The 19,129-nt window shown below is 34.7% G+C and carries 15 protein-coding genes, 2 pseudogenes, 1 riboswitch and 1 other annotated feature (1 of these 19 running past the window's edge); of the genes and pseudogenes, 12 read left to right on the top strand and 5 right to left on the bottom strand.

Translation table 11 applies throughout. The annotated features are described in order from the left end of the window. Entirely contained in the window at positions 1 to 1,182 is a 1,182-nt protein-coding gene (locus MHI39_RS01415; RefSeq protein ID WP_342540538.1) for a multidrug effflux MFS transporter, read from the top strand. Between the two features lie 325 nt (positions 1,183 to 1,507). Here the strand turns inward: MHI39_RS01415 and MHI39_RS01420 are convergent, their stop codons facing one another. Further along, positions 1,508 to 2,317, bottom strand: a complete 810-nt coding sequence (locus MHI39_RS01420) for a class I SAM-dependent methyltransferase (RefSeq protein WP_342540539.1) — start codon at positions 2,315 to 2,317, stop codon at positions 1,508 to 1,510. Positions 2,318 to 2,725: 408 nt separating this feature from the next. Between MHI39_RS01420 and MHI39_RS01425 the strand changes: the two genes are divergently transcribed. The 7 genes and pseudogenes from MHI39_RS01425 (at position 2,726) to abc-f (ending at position 9,792) form a co-directional block, all read left to right on the top strand. After that, positions 2,726 to 3,385 carry a TetR/AcrR family transcriptional regulator gene (locus tag MHI39_RS01425; RefSeq protein ID WP_342540540.1) on the top strand — a complete coding sequence of 220 codons (660 nt, stop codon included), beginning with the start codon at positions 2,726 to 2,728 and terminating at the stop codon, positions 3,383 to 3,385. Positions 3,386 to 3,397: 12 nt separating this feature from the next. Then, positions 3,398 to 4,174, top strand: a pseudogene (locus tag MHI39_RS01430) (CPBP family intramembrane glutamic endopeptidase). 172 nt (positions 4,175 to 4,346) lie between these two features. Continuing rightward, positions 4,347 to 5,276, top strand: a complete 930-nt coding sequence (locus MHI39_RS01435) for a hypothetical protein (protein WP_342540541.1) — start codon at positions 4,347 to 4,349, stop codon at positions 5,274 to 5,276. Between the two features lie 112 nt (positions 5,277 to 5,388). Next, on the top strand, positions 5,389 to 5,670 hold the full coding sequence (locus tag MHI39_RS01440) for a hypothetical protein (RefSeq protein WP_216385988.1): 282 nt from the start codon (positions 5,389 to 5,391) through the stop codon (positions 5,668 to 5,670). 27 nt (positions 5,671 to 5,697) lie between these two features. After that, complete coding sequence (locus MHI39_RS01445; protein WP_342540542.1) at positions 5,698 to 7,317, top strand: hypothetical protein; 1,620 nt, start codon at positions 5,698 to 5,700, stop codon at positions 7,315 to 7,317. Positions 7,318 to 7,533: 216 nt separating this feature from the next. Next, complete coding sequence (locus MHI39_RS01450) at positions 7,534 to 7,671, top strand: RAxF-45 family protein (protein WP_212946470.1); 138 nt, start codon at positions 7,534 to 7,536, stop codon at positions 7,669 to 7,671. A 231-nt stretch (positions 7,672 to 7,902) separates the two neighbouring features. Then, on the top strand, positions 7,903 to 9,792 hold the full coding sequence (gene abc-f / locus MHI39_RS01455; protein ID WP_341041087.1) for an ABC-F type ribosomal protection protein: 1,890 nt from the start codon (positions 7,903 to 7,905) through the stop codon (positions 9,790 to 9,792). A gap of 86 nt (positions 9,793 to 9,878) precedes the next feature. Here the strand turns inward: abc-f and MHI39_RS01460 are convergent, their stop codons facing one another. Together MHI39_RS01460 and MHI39_RS01465 are read right to left on the bottom strand one after the other, a co-directional pair. Next, a complete protein-coding gene (locus MHI39_RS01460) occupies positions 9,879 to 10,943 on the bottom strand; it encodes a serine hydrolase (protein WP_342540543.1) in 1,065 nt (354 codons plus the stop codon). A gap of 35 nt (positions 10,944 to 10,978) precedes the next feature. Beyond that, entirely contained in the window at positions 10,979 to 11,803 is an 825-nt protein-coding gene (locus MHI39_RS01465; protein ID WP_071977392.1) for a MerR family transcriptional regulator, read from the bottom strand. A 481-nt stretch (positions 11,804 to 12,284) separates the two neighbouring features. On the opposite strand from MHI39_RS01465, the gene MHI39_RS01470 reads away from it, so the two are divergent. The 4 genes and pseudogenes from MHI39_RS01470 (at position 12,285) to MHI39_RS01485 (ending at position 16,678) form a co-directional block, all read left to right on the top strand. After that, positions 12,285 to 13,034 carry a DeoR/GlpR family DNA-binding transcription regulator gene (locus MHI39_RS01470; protein WP_058004290.1) on the top strand — a complete coding sequence of 250 codons (750 nt, stop codon included), beginning with the start codon at positions 12,285 to 12,287 and terminating at the stop codon, positions 13,032 to 13,034. Continuing rightward, a complete protein-coding gene (pfkB, locus tag MHI39_RS01475) occupies positions 13,031 to 13,963 on the top strand; it encodes a 1-phosphofructokinase (protein ID WP_071977391.1) in 933 nt (310 codons plus the stop codon). The genes MHI39_RS01470 and pfkB overlap by 4 nt, the downstream gene beginning before the upstream one ends. After that, a pseudogene (locus MHI39_RS01480) lies at positions 13,960 to 15,734 on the top strand (fructose-specific PTS transporter subunit EIIC). The gene pfkB and the pseudogene MHI39_RS01480 overlap by 4 nt, the downstream one beginning before the upstream one ends. Before the next feature lie 431 nt (positions 15,735 to 16,165). Beyond that, positions 16,166 to 16,678: a GNAT family N-acetyltransferase gene (locus tag MHI39_RS01485; protein WP_342541407.1), complete on the top strand. Its 513-nt coding sequence runs from the start codon at positions 16,166 to 16,168 to the stop codon at positions 16,676 to 16,678. Between the two features lie 288 nt (positions 16,679 to 16,966). Here MHI39_RS01485 and MHI39_RS01490 read toward each other — a convergent pair whose 3' ends face one another. Together MHI39_RS01490 and MHI39_RS01495 are read right to left on the bottom strand one after the other, a co-directional pair. Next, complete coding sequence (locus MHI39_RS01490) at positions 16,967 to 17,911, bottom strand: ABC transporter substrate-binding protein (protein WP_342540545.1); 945 nt, start codon at positions 17,909 to 17,911, stop codon at positions 16,967 to 16,969. A gap of 1 nt (position 17,912) precedes the next feature. Beyond that, positions 17,913 to 18,458, bottom strand: a complete 546-nt coding sequence (locus MHI39_RS01495) for a hypothetical protein (RefSeq protein ID WP_212946461.1) — start codon at positions 18,456 to 18,458, stop codon at positions 17,913 to 17,915. A 229-nt stretch (positions 18,459 to 18,687) separates the two neighbouring features. Then, positions 18,688 to 18,881: riboswitch (cobalamin riboswitch) on the bottom strand. A 109-nt stretch (positions 18,882 to 18,990) separates the two neighbouring features. Beyond that, positions 18,991 to 19,129, top strand: a binding site (T-box leader) (it continues 76 nt past the right edge of the window).

Consider the following 19,129-nt stretch of genomic DNA (forward strand, 5'->3'; position numbering starts at 1 on the left):
ATGAAAAAATATGCAACACCATCTTTATTTTTAATGATTGTACTTGTGGCTTTTCCACAAATAAGTGAAACAATTTATACACCATCATTACCGGATATTTCTGTGGCATTCGGAGTTTCAAATAATTCTGTACAGTTAACTTTAAGTATCTATTTTATAGGGTTTGCTTTGGGCGTTTTCTGTTGGGGATGGCTCTCTGACTTTATTGGACGAAGACCTGCGATGTTAGGCGGTTTAGTTTTTTATGGAATTGGGAGTTTAATGTGTTATTACTCTGAATCTATTACTTTGCTTCTTGTTAGTCGATTCATTCAAGCCTTTGGGGCAGCTACGGGCTCTGTCATTACACAAACAATTTTACGTGAAAGTGTAACTGGCAGTAAAAGGCATGAGATGTTTGCGAAAATATCTGCAGTAATTGCCTTTACACCTGCAATTGGACCAATTATTGGCGGTTGGGTTGATCAGGCGTTTGGGTTTAAGGCTGTATTTTTTGTCCTAGTTGCAATGAGTGTTTTGTTGTTTATTTATGCTTATTTTAGGCTATCCGAAACAACGAATGCTTTAACTAGAAAAAGGGTCCCTATTTTTTCAGTTATCAAGCGAATTGTCTCATCACCACGAGTATTAGTCTATGGATTGCTGATCGGTGGAATAAATGGGATATTATTTAGTTATTATGCTGAGGCTCCCATTATCTTTATTGAACATTTTCACATGTCTCCGGGAATCTATGGTTTTTTAGGAGTTATCGTGGCTTTTGCATCTATTATAGGAGCTATGATTTCAAAAAGACTGTTAACCAAATTCCAACCAGAGAAAATTATTCACCTTGGCTGTTTCATTATGTCTATCGGATCTCTATTATTATTATTAATCAACACGTTCACAACTCTACCCAATATAGTATTGACGGGAGGTATTTTGACGACCATTTTTATCATGCTAATGGGTGCGAGTGTGGCTTTACCAAATTGTTTAAGTCTTGCCCTCGTAGACTTTCATGATGTTGTTGGGACTGCTGGAGCTATTTTTAGTCTTGGCTATTATTTGTTGGTTAGTTTAGTAACATCGGGGATGAGTTTTCTTCATAATGGATCATTGTTTATGATGCCATTTTATTTCTTGATATTAAGTGTGATGATGTGGGCACTTTGTAGAAAGTTTATTTTAAAACAATAATAATCTAAGGCGAAGAATTTTACCTTGGCTTATTTCTTCATTTAAAGGACATTTTATGAATGTTGGAGATGGCGTGAAATTAGAACTTCACGCCATTTTTATATAAATAAAGGCTGTTTTCGTATCGTTTGTTGCTTTTGTAAAAGCCCAACTGCCGGCTTTTACTCCCAATAAAGGATCTTAGCGGTCCTTATGGAAATTGGCTCTTTCTCAGTAAAATGATACGTGTAGCAATCCTCAGTCGATATTTAATAGTTATAGCTTTCCTTAAATAGCAACAATGTTTGAGAAAAGAGCCTAAAAAAAGAAAGGAGCATAGACAAAATTATGCTTCGAAAATAAGCACAAAACTATTTAAGGATTTTTTATCGATATTCTCATTCATCACATCATAATAGTTTGATACAAGTGCTTGGATCATAGAGGGAACCTGGTTAAACTCGTTTTGAATGGAAATGGCATAATCCATCTCCCATAAACCATCCTGTAAAAAGCTAGCATCTATAGTTTCTTTGTCTTGCAATGTAAACCCAGCTTCAGCCATTAAATTTACAATCTGACTCTCACCAAACACATGCTGGATGTTACCATCATTTTTAACGAATTGTGAATAAAGTGCTAAAATAGTCACGGCACAAAAATGTCCACGCTGTGAGAGATCACTGAAACGTAAATCCCATTCTGCAAAGCAAACTCGTTTGGTGATATGGCGTAGTCGTTTGAAATAATCCGCTAATTTTTGTTCGCTCTCAAAGTACCATGAACTATGTGATAACACAACTACATCGAACTGCTGAGTGATGGGGAAATTCAGAAACTCTGTTTCCAAATGAAAATCAATTCGGGCACCTAGTTCCGATTGCTTTATGCGTTCTATTGCTTGCCCAAGAGTAAATGGCATTCCATAATTAGGTGAAGCGATGTCAATGGCAACAACTTTTCCTTCCGCCCCTACCATATCAGCTAACACTACTGTCGTATCCCCTTGGCCACAGCCGATTTCTAAAACATGCATCCCTTTTCTAATCTTGAATGTCTCCACCAAATTAAAACGATGCTCCAATTGGATTTGTTGGATCGTATCCTCTTTATATAATTGATACTTTTCAACAAACGTTTCAACTCTATTTTTCATCTATATATTCTCCTTTGTTGGTAAATATTGGGCTTTCTTTTGAGCAATTCACTACTAACATAATTGAAATAATGAATGTATATGTGATCAATAGCTTTAAGATTGCATGCACTTCATTGTTCGTTTCATTTTGAATGTATTTCGAAAAGACATCTATAGAATAATATTATTAAATCACATAAATTTTGAATTGTCACAAAATTATACTGCTATCGATACAATTAAGGAGTTGCAAGAATAATCACTTTGTGTATATCTTGAATTTCCTCCCTCATCTAAGGATTTGAAGCAATTCTTTGCAAGCTAAAATTAAAAAATGAAGGCAGTGTCATTTTAATATTGACATTAGGTGGTTCGTAACATACTATAAAAATGACATTAGTGTCATTTTTATGAGAGGTGAAAAGGATGCCTAAGGTAAGTCATGATTATATAACAAAAAAGAAAAATGCCATTTTAGAAGCGGCTATATCAGTATGTAAAGTTAAGCCGTTATATGAAATTACGATGAGAGATATTATTAAAGCTTCAGGAGTTAGTCAAGGTGGTATTTACCGCTACTATTCGGATTTGGATGAAATTCTAGTCGCAGTTATAAATCAAGTCAATGCAAATGCAGATTATACGCAAGCTGTAGATACGATTATTGAAAATAGCAGCTCTCCGAAAGAATCGATAAAAAAGCTATTTACTTTTTTAGGTGAATACATAAAAGAAAACTTATCAACGGTAGGTAAAATCCAATTCGAGCTTACTATCGTATTTGCTAATAATCCTGAGAGGGAGGAGAAAATTTTAGGAAACATCTCTGAAAATGAAAGCGGGCAATATTTAGTTGAGAGAATATTTAGCACAATTCATGAAGGAATATCTTTAGGAAGTTTTCAACCTGAAGTTTCACTAGAAGATTTATTCACTTTTATTATGACATCTATTGATGGCATTGTCAGGGATGTCGTTTTGCAAAAGTGCTACGGTATGTTTCAAAATAGTCCTATTAAATTTGATGAAACCCGTCAAATGGAGACACTTTGCAAGTCTGTATTATTATTGTTGGGTTCTAAATAAGGGGAGGTTACCATGAGGAAAGAGATTATAAGGTTTCTATGTTATACCTTTGTTTCGTCGTGGGTTCTATGGGGAGGTCTAGCATTATTAACACAGTTCAATCTACTTAAGTTTGGAACTGTATTTTCAATGACATTGTTTATACTTGGTGGTGTTACCCCTGCTATTTGCGAGATTTGGTTGAAGAAGAAATATAGTTCTAAGCAAGAGTATCAATCATTTATTCATAACATAAGAAATCCTAGACACCCGATAGCATGGTATCTATTTACAGTTGGCCTGGCATTTACCGTCTGCTTTTTGCCAACTCTATGGGGTTGAGCAGCGATGGAGAATCCACTATATTTGGCATTGATTGAATTCCCAATCATGATCATCGGAGGTGGATTGGAAGAGATAGGCTGGCGAGGTTATTTACAACCTACCTTGCAGAAAAAATGGTCATCATTCATTAGTACTCTCATAGTGGGAGGTATATGGGCAATCTGGCATTTGCCATTATGGTTTGTGGTTGGTTCAAATCAAATGAGTATGAACTTTCTTTGGTTTACTCTAAGTGCTTTGGCATTATCTTTTCTATTGACGGTCATCTATACATTAACAAATAGTATTTTTCTATGTATTATTTTTCACGCACTCATTAATTCTTTTTGGGATGTATATATACCAAATACGAATGTACTGTCTGCTTTCTTGTCACTCTTGTTTGCGCTGTTTATTTTTGTTGTATTTGAAACTTATCATAAAAAGAATCGTATTAAAGGTAAAGGGCATACTTTATTTCGATGATAACAATATATCATTATATAACTTTAATCTCTATAAGGACTGGGAAGTACAATTAATCACACTAAAAAAGCCTTCATAGAATATGAAATGTTCAAAGCCAATAACTATCCTTACTATGTTTGTTGCAGTTTTGTATAGTTAGAAATAGTTCATTATAGGGTTATAATACCTCTTGCCATCAAGAGATATTTTGTTAGATGACCTTCAACATAATAAAGATCGTTTAAGAGAGAAAGAGGGGATAAATATTTATAAACTTATTCCTTATCTATTATTTGCAGGAATTATCTCTATAACAATCGGAGGAACATTAATTCTGACAACGACATCCCTTAGTTCATTGGTCAAGCTATTATTTCAATACTCAAAATTGGTTGATTGGTTATTAGCAATTGGCATTTTTTTAGTTGGATTGAGTGCTATTTGGGGTTCCGTTTTTTTGAAACAGATCAAAAAGAAACAGTTGGAAAACAAATTGAATGGTAAACAACTATATAAGAATAGAAAAAGAATTAGTTTATTTCTCAATTGGCTTAAAGTCCTTGATAAAAAACTTTCGGGGTGGAAAGTAGTACCCATTATAGCAATTGGACTATACTTACTAGTTAAGTATCCAATACATAATCTACTGTTTGCATTTATTCTGCTAATAATAGCAATGATGATTGCCTTTATGATGGTTATGAAATATGAAAATCCAAAGGATTTTGATGAGGATGAGTTAAAACCGATCCAGAAAAGAAAAACTAAGCTGTTAAGATTAATAGATTACAGATATCAACCAATAAGCATTTCTTTGGTGTTGTTTACTTCCATCATTATTTACTATTCGTTATTTAATCCATACGGAGTATTGCATGATTATGAATCGATCGATACAAGTAGTAGATATGCCATCTCATTGCCTCAACTAGTACAATTATTGATTTTTCCAATTTACTACTCTTTATTTTTATACATTAGTCACAATTATAATTTTCTAGGCTTTCAAAAGATTTATGTTTCGAAAAATAAAGTCATATGGATATACTTTTTCGAAATCATTGTTTGTGGTCCTGCATTTTTAATATGGATCATTTCTTTGATAGACTTCATTCTTTAATAGATGATAGCGCGGGCAGTACTATTGGATGATTCATTATAAAAATTAGTTCTTTTGTAATGATGGTTTGTGATACAATGTTCGAAATTTTTTCACTAGGGTGTTGGGTTTTATGGTGCTATTAATACCAGATACTTTCATTTATATTCCACTTTTCATATTTACAGTTTTCCTTTTGCATGCTGTACTTATTTTTTCTGCATATCATGCAAATAAACAGGTTGGTTTGCAACAAAATGATAGGTGCATTGTGCAAAATGTTAGTCTTTTACATAGCAGTGAATTGACTACATGTACGTACTGTAAATATAAATTAGTGTATTCTGTTTTTCGGAAAGAATCTATGGATGAACAGGATGAGGAAGGTCCGCATTCTCCAATGTTTATGAATTGAAAGAATAAAGCATTGGAGGAACGTAACATGGTATACCTTTACTTAATTATTGCTACTACGGGAATCACTATTCTAGTTAATAGGTATTATGCTCGTAAAAAGAGGAACTTAATTTTAACTTTATGGGATAGAAATAAAAAAGTAGATTACCCAATAAACTCTCATGAAACGTTTAACTATTTTTATGAAAATACAAAGGGAAGCTCTAAGGATGACTATTGTGTAGACGATATTACCTGGAATGATTTAAATATGGGTAAAATCTTTGAAAATCTGAATTATACATTTACCTCTGTTGGGGAAGAAATCTTGTTTTACAGGTTGAAAAAGGCTCATGAAAGGCATTTAATTAATGAAGAATTAATAGAGAGAATTACTAGAGATGGGATATATAGAAGTAAACTATCGTTGATTTTATCAAATTTAGGGAAATTGACCTTTGCAAACTCATCCCAATATATTTTTGGTAAACCCGATTATAAAGTCAATAAAGTTTATTTTATACTTAGCCTTCTTCCTATTGTTGGTGTGATAACAATGTTTGTTTCGCTCCAACTGGGTATTTCAATGGTATTAATAAGCATGCTGGTAAACATCTTCATATACTATTCTAATCAGTCTAAAAATGAGGTAGAGTTTAAAAGTTTATTTTATTGTTTACATGTCATATCATCATCTAGGAAAATAGCAAAGTTAAATCATGATCATGAGTTTATTAAACAAACAACCAAATTAAAAAAAGCAACTTTTATTAGTTTTTTCTTAATACAGGACGATGATAGTGGAAGTAATTTGGTCCTTCAACTCTTCACATTAGTAAAATCTATCTTCTTAATTGATTATTTTATTTTCAACTACATCATAAAAGTTTTAAGTAACAATAGAGAATTATATGAAATGGCATGGAGGAAATTGGGGAATATCGATTGTTGCTACTCAATTGCATTATGGAGAAAAACACTTCCATTTTACTGCTTGCCAAAATACACAAGTAATTCACCACTTGTAATACAGGATGCATACCACCCCTTATTGGATAAACCAGTTGGAAATAATTTTGACTTTCATAAAAACATTCTTCTTACTGGCTCCAATGCTTCAGGAAAGTCTACGTTTATTAAAACAATAGCAATCAATATCGTACTATCACAGGCTTTAAATACTAGTACGAGCAAGGAAATCATTTTAAAACGAGGATTAGTTTATTCCTCTATGGCTATGTCGGATGATATTGAAAAAGGACAAAGTTATTTCATAAGTGAAATAAACGCACTAAAGAGAATATTTGATGTAAGGGAAAATAGTAAAGATAACTTCATATACTTATTTATAGATGAAGTGTTTAAAGGTACAAACACCATTGAAAGGATCGCTGCAGCAGAATCAGTATTGAACTTTTTAAGTGATTATAAGCAAACCAGGATTATGGCAGCAACCCATGATTTAGAACTCACAGAAAAGTTAGCAGCAAAGTATGATAATTATCATTTTAGAGAACAGATAAAAAATGATGTAATTACATTTGACTATCTAATTAAAGATGGTCCTTCAAAGACCAAAAACGCTATTGAATTATTGAGGATTAAAAAGTTCCCAGAAAAGGTATACCGTGAAGCTATAATTAATACAAAGTCCCTTGTTAATTAAAGTTATCGAAACATACTATTTATGTCCAAATAAATTGAGAATCTTTTTAAAAACATAGATTATTAGGTCAGTCAACTGTCTATGCTCTTGTCATGGTATTCCCATAAAGTGAGGAATTTTTTAAAAAGTAACAACATTTCGACTGAAAACTCTTGAAAATTGTTTGCAAAACCAATAAAATGTAATTGAATATATAGGATACGGAGGTGGGTAATGATGTTAAATCAAGCTGTTTTAGTGTGCGGTTATTGGACTGAATTTTTATATCTAAACCGTGCAAAATTTGCTGTGAAAGCTGTTAACGGGATACGTATGCCCTTTTTTAACAACTTAATAGCAAATCTAAAACGGTGAAAACATCTCAAAACCCACAATATATAAGAATGGTTGAAGAGGAGCTTTTCATGCTCTTCTTTTTTTATGCCATTCGTTATAAAAGACTCTTTTTTAATGCTTTGTTACTTTAATCTAAATGAGAAAAGCAACAATTCATGCAAAATAAAGAGTTTCGAATAAAAAGCTATGGGATCGCGGTGTATTTCCCATAGCTTTTTTGTGTTCATTAAACGAAGGAGGAAATTAGACATGATTGCATGCAGTGTAAATCAAGTAAAAAAAATGTATGGGGGCAGCTCTATATTTGAAGATATAACCTTTGAAATTCAGGATAAAGACAGGGTCGGTTTAGTTGGACGGAATGGAAGTGGTAAGACTACGCTATTGAAATTATTATCTGGTAAGGAGACGCCTGATTCCGGTCAAATTCATTGGAAAAAGGGAGTTCAAATTGGTTATCTTGCACAAATTCCAGACTTTCAAAACCAATCAACTACAAAGGACGTATTGAGGACAGCATTTGTTGATCTTTTGCAAGTAGAGGAAAAGATGAAGAAACTCGAGATGGAAATGAGTAGTGAAGCAAATGGTGAGAGACTAGAAAAGTTAATAAAGGATTATGGGGATTTACAAGATAATTTTACGTTAAATGGGGGGTATGAAATTGATGCCAATATTGAAAAAATCGTTAATGGTTTGAATATCAATGATTTAATCAATGAACAAATTTCAACTCTAAGCGGTGGTGAAAAAACGAAGGTTTGCCTAGCTTTGACTCTTCTTAAAAATCCAGATTTATTATTGCTGGACGAACCGACCAATCATTTAGATTTGATGGCAGTAGAGTGGCTTGGCAGCTTTTTAAGAGATTATAGTGGAACTGTTGTTATCGTATCTCATGATCGTTATTTTCTCGATGAAGCCGTAAATAAGATTCTAGATTTAGAGGATGGTGAAATCGCGTGCTATCATACTAACTTTTCTGGTTTTGTAAAGGAAAAGGAAGAAAAACTGCTAAGGGAGTTCCGTGCTTATGAAGAACAGCAAAAGAAAATCAAGAAAATGAAGGAAGCCATTAAACGACTACGAGATTGGGCGAACAGAGCCAATCCACCGAATGAAGGACTCCATAAGCGAGCGAGAAATATGGAAAGGGCTCTCGAAAGAATGGAAAAATTGAGTCGACCAGTGTTAAATCACAAGAAAATGAATCTTGAAATGGAGTCTTCTGATCGTAGTGGGAATGATGTGATCATCCTTAAGGAGGTCTCGAAACAGTTTGCAGATCAATTGCTTTTCAAGAACGTCACTATGGATGTGAAATTTCAGGAACGTGTAGCTATTGTCGGGGAAAATGGTACAGGGAAATCGACTTTACTTAAACTAATTCTTCGACAAATTGATGCTGATGAAGGGGAAGTTAAGATCGGAAGTAATGTGAAAATTGGTTATCTGTCTCAACACTTATTTTCCAACAATGATGATGAAACCATTATTGAAGCATTTCGTAATGAAGTAAGAGTAACGGAGGGAGAAGCGAGGCATATCTTAGCGAGGTTTTTATTCTATGGACATATGGTGTTTCGGAAAGTATCTCAGCTTAGTGGGGGAGAAAGAATGAGGCTTCGTTTAGCACAGCTTATGTATCAAGATATTAATATCCTCATCTTAGATGAGCCAACCAACCATTTAGATATTGAATCGAGAGAAGTATTAGAAGATGCGCTTGAAGATTATAATGGGACAATTTTAGCTGTTTCTCATGATCGTTATTTCCTGAATAAGCTATTTAAGAAGATTTATTGGATTGAATCCAGGGAAGTTCATTGCTTTGAAGGGGATTATAACTGGGCTAGAGAAAAGATGATGTTGAGGAAAAGTAAGACACAACAACCAGTAATAGCAGAAAACAAGAAGGAAGCATCTCTTCTTCGGAAACCACCAAAACATACAAACTTAAAATATGAAAACTTGGAAATGGAATTAGAAGAGTTGGAAAGTAAAATTTTAGAATTGGAAGCAAGGTTAGGAGAAACACAGGAATTGGAATATTTACAAACCTTATTTATAGAAAAGGAAAAACTTGAAAAGCAATGGGAAGAACTATATGAACAACTGATGAATAAAGGGGAAAATTAAAAAATGGCATAAAGCTCTATCCATGAATGGATGGAGCTTTATACATGGGTAAGGGAAGGAATCCATTGCCCTTAGTTAAAGAATAATCATTCGAAATCTTGTGTGATGGTGGGACAGTGGACCTGACCCCCTGTCCCTACAGCTGGAATAATATGCTCCTTGATCAGGTTCCATCTATCTCGGGCGTTGATGATGAATTCGGATGCGATGGCTATGACTAGGTCTTTTTCTGGTATACAACATATGATATTGCCCCCATCGCCTTGTGCTGCGTATGCATACATTCCATTTTCGTCGTGTAGCCACCATAAATAACCGTATTTATGAGGATTCATTGCAGTCGATTCTTTGATCCATTTCTCAGAAATGATCTGTGTGTTGTCCCAAATACCTTGGCTCAGATAGAGATGACCTAAGCGTGCCATATCACGTGGATTTAGTGTAAGTCCCCATCCTCCTGTGGAGTTATTAGTTGGGTCTTTTACCCACCCTTTTACATTCTTTCCGAATAAGTCTTCGAACCCAAATGCTTGCATTTCATAATCAGGGATTTCCTTCATACCAAGGGGACTAAATAAGTGTTCATTAGCAAATTCGCGGGCATTTTTTCCTGTACTACGAGTAATGATGGCTGAAAGCAGATGTGCCCCTGCAGTGGAATACTTAAACGGCCCAATACTCCCCTTTTGACCAAGAATATCCAAAGTATACTCTACCCAGTCGGGTTGCCTACACATTTTGTCAAGCGGCTCCTGCCAATCATCAAATGAATAAGGAGCAGTCATCGTAAGAAGATGGCGAATAGTAATTTCTCGTTTGGTCGTATCAGAAGGATCTGAATCATACTCGGGGAAGAAATCTAACACTTTTTGATCTACATTTTTAATAAATCCATTGTCTATGGCAATACCAATAAGGGCAGAAATGATACTCTTTGTTACAGATGCCACATGATGCGCAGCATGTCGATCATAGCCATTAAAATATTTTTCATAAGCAATAAATCCTTTTCTTACAATCACAATACCATTTATATTGCCGTACTCGGTTTTTAGTATTGATGTAAGCTCAGAAAGCTTTTTTGCGTTTATTTTCAATTCTTCTGGGTCTACTGTTTGCCATTCTGTAGTTGGCCAATAGGTTCTTTGCATAATCGCTCCCCCTTTTTAGTTTAAAGAAATTGACACTATTTTTTCTTCACGGGAAAATACACTTCAGTTATCATCCCTTCAGGAACATCGGTCTGATTGGGATCAGTCATATACACTTCATAAGGTGACTTCACCAGTTCATAGTTTTCATCTTCTATCCATTCTCTTAGCCTCGCATATACAGCTGTTAATTCTGAATAGGATCCCTTTAAAACAGATTTTGCACAAAGACCACCAGGCATTTCTCGGGTTCCCATTACAGGCTCTGCTATTGGAATAGCAAACTCTGTATCGTTACCGGCAGGATTATATTCGGGGCTATGGTAAAAGGTTATAGGCATTCCAATTAATGTGAGGTTTTCTGTAGCAATCCTTTCGTATAGTCTGCTAAATTGTGCTCCATAACCTTGAGCATAGTCATCACTAGTCATCATTTGTCGTATATAAAGGATATTCATTGGCTGTGTTTCAACTAGTTGAACTTCAATATCGTCAACCATTGACATGATTGATCGGCCATTTTTTATATTCAAGACATCTTTATTTATTTGTTTTAGGGTATCTTCCAAGGTGCATATCTTTTCCAGTATTTCCTTTCTCTTATGATTCAGTGTAGAGCAAAGCTTTTCTTCCAATTGATCCTCTTCCAACTCGACGATGGTTTTGATTTCTTCTAGAGAAAATTGATATGATTTCATGCGGTTAATAAAGAGCATCTTTTTTAGCTGATTGATGGAATAAAATCTATAACCGTTTTCAGGATTAATCTCGTCAGGTTTAATTAAGCCAATTTCATCATAATATCGAAGTGTTTTTGTAGATACTCCACAGATTTTCGAGAATTCTCCAATTGATAGCAAGAGGTCACCTCCATTTGTGATTGTATAAAGCTTATTTCAAATAATCTTTGTTCAATTCCTTTATACACATTCCCCTAAGGGTAAAGTCAATGGCAAAAATAATATTGATTTTATAAAACAACTAAGATTGTTTATATGAGAAATAAGGGGAGCTTGGAACGATTGATTCCAACTTAACTATATAACTAAATAAGCGATTAAAGGAATTGGAAAAAGTATGGCTACTTCAATTGCAAGGAAACTACTATCTATTATGAATTTCATTAGTAGTTGAATAGTTAAGGTTTATTATTGTTTGCTAATAATTAATAATCATAGCAAAGTACCAATTGTAAAATAAAGGATTTTCCTATTAGCATAAAGAGTTGAATACATTTGATTGGTTGTGAATGATTTTGAATTATTTTGATTGATTTTTAATGATTGAAGTTGTAAAATAAACTTACTAATTGTAATGAAAGCGTTTTAGGAGGGTGTTGTTTTGTTAGAACCAGAACGCCATCAAATAATTTTAGAGGCATTAAAGATAAAAAACTCGGTGACACTTCAAGAACTAGTAAAATTAACAAATTCATCAGAATCAACTATTCGACGCGATCTAATTCAGCTAGAACAAGAAAAATTTCTTAAAAGAGTTCATGGAGGGGCACAAAGACTGCAAGGTAAGCTTCAAGAACCTAGCATGATTGAGAAATCTTCCAAAAACCTTCAGGAAAAACGTCAAATTTCTAAATATGCTGGAGGATTAGTCGAAGAAGGTGATTGTATTTATTTAGATGCTGGTTCGACCGTTTTTGAAATGATTCCGTATTTACCTACTAATATTGTAGTTGTGACGAATGGACTCATGCATGCGAATGAGCTTCTTGAAAAAAATATTAAAACATATTTAATAGGTGGATATGCAAAACCAACAACAAAAGCTTTTATAGGTAGAGGTGCTCTAGAAAGTCTGGGGCATTATCGTTTTGATAAATGTTTTATGGGCGTAAATGGAATTCACCATCAATTTGGATATACAACACCTGATCCAGAGGAAGCAATGGTCAAACAACTAGCTATTTCATTAACTAGAGAAGCATATGTCCTTGCTGATGAAACAAAATTTTCGGAAATTTCATTTGCGAAAATAGCAGATCTAAACGAAGCTTCTATAATTACAAATAAATTAGACCCAGATACAAAAGAGCAATTTATTAGTAAGACAAACATAAAGGTAGTGATATCGTGATCTATACATTAACTTTAAATCCATCTCTTGATTATATCTTAGAACTAGATCAGATAACCTTAGGTGATTTAAATCGTACAAAAAATGATTCGAAATTTCCTGGTGGAAAAGGCATTAATGTATCGCAAGTATTAAAGAAATTAGAGATTAATAGTAAAGCTCTTGGATTCATAGGTGGTTTTACCGGAGACTATATTGAAGAATTCTTAAGAACTTTAAAGATTGATACAGAGTTTGTAAGAGTTAAAGAGGATACGAGAATAAATGTAAAACTAAAGTCTATAACAGAAACAGAAATCAATGCAAAGGGCCCGAATATCACTAGACAAAACTATGAAACTTTGAAAGAAAAGATTCGTGGACTTACAAGTGAAGATATCCTCGTATTAGCAGGTAGTATTCCATCGTCCATGCCAGCAAATACGTATGAAGAGCTTGTAGAAATATGCAAGGCAAATAGGACTAAGTTTGTTGTGGATGCTGAGGGAGATTTATTAATGAATGTTCTTCCATTCCAACCATATCTTATAAAACCCAATCATCATGAGCTTGGAGAATTATTCAATACAGTCGTAACTACAGCTGAAGAGGTTATTCCCTATGGAAGAGAGCTTATAAAAAAAGGTGCTCGAAATGTTATCGTATCTCTTGCTGAAAATGGAGCAGTTCTTATTAATCAGGAATATGCATTAGTTGCAACTGCCCCAAAGGGAGAAGTGAAAAGCTCAGTTGGTGCAGGGGATTCAATGGTAGCTGGATTTATTGCAATGTTTGAAAAAACAAAAAGTGTTGAAGAAGCATTTCGTTTTAGTATTGCAGCTGGTAGTGCTACCGCGTTTTCATTTGGTTTATGCACGCGTGAACAGGTAGAAAATTTACTACCTGAAATAAATATAGAGAGAATTTCATTCAAGGGGGATGGAATATGAAAATTATCGAGTTATTAACAAAAGATACAATTAGTCTATCAATTAATAGCACGGAAAAAATGGATGCTATTGAAGAATTAGTAAGTGTGCTGGACTCCGCTAACAAATTAAACGATAGGGCGGAATTTAAAAAGGCGATCTTAAAGAGAGAAGAACAAAGCACAACAGGGATTGGCGAGGGAATCGCCATTCCCCATGCAAAAACAAAAGCGGTAAAGCAAGCAGCTATTGCATTTGGAAGGTCAAGTAATGGAGTGAACTATGATTCCCTTGATGGTCAACCCTCACATCTTTTCTTTATGATTGCAGCACCAGAAGGGGCAAATAATACCCATTTAGAAGCACTTTCTAGGCTCTCTACTATATTATTAAAACAAGAAGTACGCCAATTATTGCTAGAGGCAAATTCTGAAGATGATGTATTAAATATTATTAATCGCTATGATCAGGAAGAAAAAGAAGAAAATCAATCCATGACGGATAAGAAACAATTTATTGTTGCAGTAACAGCTTGCCCTACGGGTATTGCCCACACGTATATGTCAGCAGATTCTTTAAAAGCAAAAGCTGAAGAAATGGGTGTCGCTATTAAGGTTGAGACAAACGGATCTGGTGGGGCAAAAAATGTTCTAACTGCTGATGAAATTGAAAACGCTATCGCAGTCATAGTGGCAGCAGATACGAATGTGGAGATGAATCGCTTTAATGGAAAACATGTAGTTGAGGCTGCAGTTGCAGACGGGTCGGAGCAACAATCTATAAACATCTGATGAGTGGTGTTTCAAATATGCTTCCGTTTGTGATCGGCGGTGGTATTTTAATTGCTCTAGGTTTCTTATTCGGTGTAAATGCGCATAACCCAAAAGATCCTACTTATAATGTGATTGCCGAAGCATTAAATATCATTGGCGGTGGAAATGCATTTGCCTTAATGATTCCTGTATTAGCAGGGTTTATTGCATTAAGTATTGCTGATCGACCAGGATTTGCAGCTGGTATGGTTGGTGGTATGATGGCAGCAAACAGTGGTGCCGGATTCTTAGGCGGTATGGTTGCCGGATTCTTAGCTGGATATGTCGTTGTTGGATTGAAAAAGGTATTGGCTGGACTTCCTAGTTCTTTAGAAGGAATCAAAACTATTTTGTTATTTCCGTTATTAGGTATTGCAATTACAGGTTTTATCATGCATTTTGTCGTTAATAATCCATTGAGTGCATTAAATACAGGGATTTCTAACTGGCTTACAGGTCTGGGTACAGGAAATGCAGTATTATTAGGAATAGTATTAGGATTAATGATGGCTATTGATATGGGGGGACCTGTAAACAAAGCCGCTTACTTATTCGGTACTGGATTAATCGCAAGCGGAGTCTATGAGCCAATGGCAGCAATTATGGCAGCAGGGATGGTTCCTCCATTAGGTATTGCTATAGCGACTACTTTATTTAAGCATAAATTTAGCAAGCAAGACAGAGATGCAGGTAAAGTAAACTATATTATGGGGCTATCTTTTATAACCGAAGGTGCCATACCATTTGCAGCTGCTGATCCAATTCGAGTGATCCCTTCTTTAATGGTAGGTTCAGCTGTTGCGGGAGGCTTGTCAATGATGTTTCATATTGGACTTCGCGCACCACACGGTGGAGTTTTCGTATTTCCACTAGTTGAGGGTAGTTGGCTTCTATATTTGCTTGCGGTTGTCATTGGGGCAATTGTTTCGGCCGTATTAATAGGAGTCTTAAAAAAGCCTTTAACAGAATCACGCCAATAAAAAGCTAAAAGCATAAGTTAAGTAAAGAAAATGAAGAGAGATACTTCTTTCAATATAGTGAGGAGTATACTCTCTTTTTTATGCGCTAAAAATCTTAATTTTATACAAATAGTTTAACAGTAGAAGCTAAATAAACAGACAACGGAAAAAAGTATGAAAACAAGCTGTGCTATTTCTGAAAAGGTTTGGGGTATTATATTTCTTCATCAATACAATGAAAGAATAAACGTTTTTTCTTAGTCAGCTATGTAGCTTTACAATGTTCAGACATACAAAATCGTTATATACTATGATCATTGATAGATGGTCTATGCACTTATAGTATGCTTATTTTGTCTTATCAATATTTAGTTCCTAAGAATGTGTTACAACGATAGAACCAAACATAAATATCTAATACTCATAAATTAAATTTTTTCGAAGAAAAGGTGATAATGATGATCGAAACAGAAAGATTATTACTTCGAAGATTTACAGAAGATGATGCTGAGTTTATTTTAAATCTCCTTAATGAGCCTGATTGGATCAAATATATCGGTGACAAAGGGATTAAAACCATTGAGGATGCAAAAAAGTATATCGAGCAAAGCCTTATAAAAATGTATAACGAGTTGGGATTTGGTTTGTATTTAGTGACTTTAAAAGAAGATGGAATACCTATTGGTATGTGTGGCTTGGTTAAGAGAAATGGATTAGAGGATGTTGATTTGGGTTTTGCTTTTCTGAAAGACTTTACAGGTAAAGGGTATGGATATGAATCAGCTCGGGCAGTCATGATCTATGCAAAAACCGAATTAAATATAAGTAGGCTCGCAGCCATTACAACTACCGATAATCATGCATCAGAAAATCTTTTATTAAAATTAGGATTTCAATTTGACTTATTAACGAAATTATCCCAGGATGCTGATCCATTAAAACTATTTATAAAAGAGCTAAATTAAAAAAGGCTTTTTAGGATTCGTTTTACCTTTAGGCTGTTTTCGTATCGTTTGTTACTTGTGTAAAAGATTTTTTTTAAAATTATTCTCCCTGCAAAATCGAAATTTATTCAGCAAAGAGGTAGTGCCGAGAAATATATTAGATAGATTCGGTTTTGCTCACTACTATTCTCTAAGTCGAGATATTCGAACTTAGTTATCTTTATGATGTTCTTTTCATGAATTCTGAAAGTACTATATTGATTATAGCTAAAGTTAAAAGCTGGAGTGATCAACACTCCAGCTTTAGTCTCATTTAAAATATTCTGGGTACGCCATTTTAGCAACTAATTCAACCGCTTCAGCAATTCTTGGGCCTGGGCGCGACATGATATCCGAGTCCAATTGGTATACTCTATCCTTATTAATCGCTTCTATGGTTTCCCATCCTTTACGAGCTTTGATTTCTGCTACAGGGCCTTCGATATAATCGACAGTTGTTGCAATGATTTCAGGATTCTGCTTGATGACTGTCTCTTCTGAAACCTTGATCCAACCTTCTTGATTCCCAAAGATATTCTCTACACCAGCTGTTTGGAGGATTTCTTGTTGGAATGTGTTTTTGCCTGTTGAATAAATATCAGGAGATGGGCTTATTTCAAAATATACGCGTTTTGGTTTTTCGATATTTTTTAATTTATTTTCGATATCATTTATATGAGTGCGAATATTGGTAATAAGTTCTTCCCCTTTTTCTTTCACACCCATTACTTCTGAAATTTGTTGGATATCACCATAAACATCCTCAAAGGAAGAAGCAGATTGTATGACAAATACAGGAATACCTGCATCTTCAATTGGTTTTAAGGCATTTTCATCTCCGATTGTATAAGCAATGACAATATCTGGTTTTAGTGCAATAATTTTTTCTGTATTAATGGTAACAGAGTCCGATACACGTTCAATTTTACTTGCTTGCTCTGGATAATTATCATATTCCGTTGCGCCAATTACTTTATCTCCAGCTCCAATGGCAAAAAGAATTTCAGTATTACTAGGCTGCAATGAAATGACCGTTTCAGGAGCTTTTTTGAAGGAAACTTCTTTGCCCGTATCATCCTTCACGGTATACACTTTTACTTGTTCAGGTGTATCCCCTTTTTTAGGTTCATTGCTGCTCTGATTGGATTGGCAGCCTGCTAAGAAAATGATTAACATGATAGCTGTTAGCCAATGAAACAAATGATATTTCTTCAAGTTATTTCCCTACTTTCTTTTTTATCGGTCTTATTGGATAAGATTTACTGACAAATTGGATTTCTTCAACACCTTTATCCTTGTTTACATAGACCGCCATGTAAAATAGGACATTAGCTAGTAGATTCGTATAATTGAATAAGATATCCGGAACCTCTCTTTCAAGACTTACCTTATGTAAAGCACGAACGGACTTTTTTGCCTCACTTCTACATACATGTAGAGCACATGCAGCAGCCGTCCCTTGTGGAAGTACAAATCGATCAATGCGACCATCTGTTTCCGTAACATAAAAATCATACATGCTGCTTAGACGATTTAAATCTTCCTCGCTAATGGCAAGCTTTCCGCGTACAGATCCATTTAGATGATAGGCCATTGGAAGCAAGTACATTAAATCTTCATAAACAATAGGAATATCCTTTGTTAAGGAAGCAGCTTGTCCAATACGCGTTGTTAATGAATCTGTTCTAATTTCGAAATCAACGGTTGAAGCGGATTCGCGCATAAAGGGATAGCATAAATAACGTAAGTCTTTTTTTACCATGTCTTTTTCTCCTAATCTTAAATATTTTAAATGCTTACCTCATAACACTTCAGAAAAAATTCGTCTGGTTTCGATCTATATAGTTTCATAACGAGGATATCAATATACTTGTAAAATAGAACACAAAAAAACCGCCCAGATAGAATTTGGCCGGCGGGAAAATGATCCTTTATTAAACGATATGAAGAACCAATCGAGCTGCCATAAAATCTCTTATCTTCCGAAGAGCATGTTACGTTCAAGAATAGGCAGGTCTCCTGGCTTGTGCGTCAATTTACTTTAAGAACCTTCCCGTTTTCGATGTTGCAAACAGTGGTTTACTTCTTATTTCATCGGCACTTACAGTTGCGGAAACAGCTTCGGTATCACACCGAATTCCCTATTAATGCTAATATCTTAGCAACCTATTCCCTGCAGGTATTCACTTACTACAAGTGTACAATGAAGAGAGTGAATAATGAAGCATTTTTTTATACTCTGAATAGGTTGACATTTTCCTTTCGTAAATATATAATCTTCTACAATCAAAATATGGAAATCAATGATCGGAAGGAAATGATAAGTCCTTGATTATAGAGAGCGTTTGGTTGGTGGAAAAACGCATCAAGGTTATCATGGTGACATCCGTAAGTGCTGAAAGAAATGCTTAAAGGCAAAGTAGAATCAGACGG

This window comes from Heyndrickxia sp. FSL K6-6286 (assembly GCF_038630395.1).
GTDB classification, from domain to species: domain Bacteria; phylum Bacillota; class Bacilli; order Bacillales; family Bacillaceae_C; genus Heyndrickxia; species Heyndrickxia oleronia.

Excerpts from the sequence above, each read along its gene's own strand:
- MHI39_RS01415 (WP_342540538.1), top strand. The coding sequence starts at position 1 with ATGAAAAAATATGCAACACCATCTTTATTTTTAATGATTGTACTTGTG.
- MHI39_RS01420 (WP_342540539.1), bottom strand. The coding sequence starts at position 2,317 with ATGAAAAATAGAGTTGAAACGTTTGTTGAAAAGTATCAATTATATAAA.
- MHI39_RS01425 (WP_342540540.1), top strand. The coding sequence starts at position 2,726 with ATGCCTAAGGTAAGTCATGATTATATAACAAAAAAGAAAAATGCCATT.
- MHI39_RS01440 (WP_216385988.1), top strand. The coding sequence starts at position 5,389 with ATGGTGCTATTAATACCAGATACTTTCATTTATATTCCACTTTTCATA.
- MHI39_RS01445 (WP_342540542.1), top strand. The coding sequence starts at position 5,698 with ATGGTATACCTTTACTTAATTATTGCTACTACGGGAATCACTATTCTA.
- MHI39_RS01450 (WP_212946470.1), top strand. The coding sequence starts at position 7,534 with ATGTTAAATCAAGCTGTTTTAGTGTGCGGTTATTGGACTGAATTTTTA.
- abc-f (WP_341041087.1), top strand. The coding sequence starts at position 7,903 with ATGATTGCATGCAGTGTAAATCAAGTAAAAAAAATGTATGGGGGCAGC.
- MHI39_RS01460 (WP_342540543.1), bottom strand. The coding sequence starts at position 10,943 with ATGCAAAGAACCTATTGGCCAACTACAGAATGGCAAACAGTAGACCCA.
- MHI39_RS01495 (WP_212946461.1), bottom strand. The coding sequence starts at position 18,458 with ATGGTAAAAAAAGACTTACGTTATTTATGCTATCCCTTTATGCGCGAA.